1 protein-coding gene is annotated in these 348 nt (G+C 29.0%); it reads right to left on the bottom strand.

What is annotated here, in order from left to right:
- The coding region (gene tnpA / locus ACJDT4_RS23360) for an IS200/IS605 family transposase (protein ID WP_406790024.1) at nucleotides 1-348 on the bottom strand (348 nt) is incomplete at both ends.

Below are 348 nucleotides of genomic sequence, written 5' to 3'. Positions count from 1 at the left end.
TTTTGTTGATTTCTTATATATTCCTCTATTGCTTTCTTATTTTTTCCTACTGTATCAACATAAAAACCTCGACACCAAAAATGTCTATTTCCATATTTATATTTTAGACCTGAAAATTTCTCAAATATCATTAAACTGCTTTTTCCTTTTAAGAATCCCATAAATCCTGAAACACTCATCTTAGGTGGTATTGATAAAAGCATATGTATATGATCTTCACATGCATTCGCCTCTATTATTTCAACACCTTTCCATTCACAAAGTTGCCTCAATATTTTTCCTATCTCTTTTTTCTTCTCTCCATATATTTCTTTTCTTCTGTATTTTGGTGCAAATACTACATGATAT

Source organism: Clostridium neuense, assembly GCF_045310695.1.
In the GTDB taxonomy this organism is placed as follows: Bacteria; Bacillota; Clostridia; order Clostridiales; family Clostridiaceae; genus Clostridium_S; species Clostridium_S neuense.
Note: the sequence above shows the minus strand (reverse complement) of the source record. Positions and strands in the feature narration are given on the sequence as shown.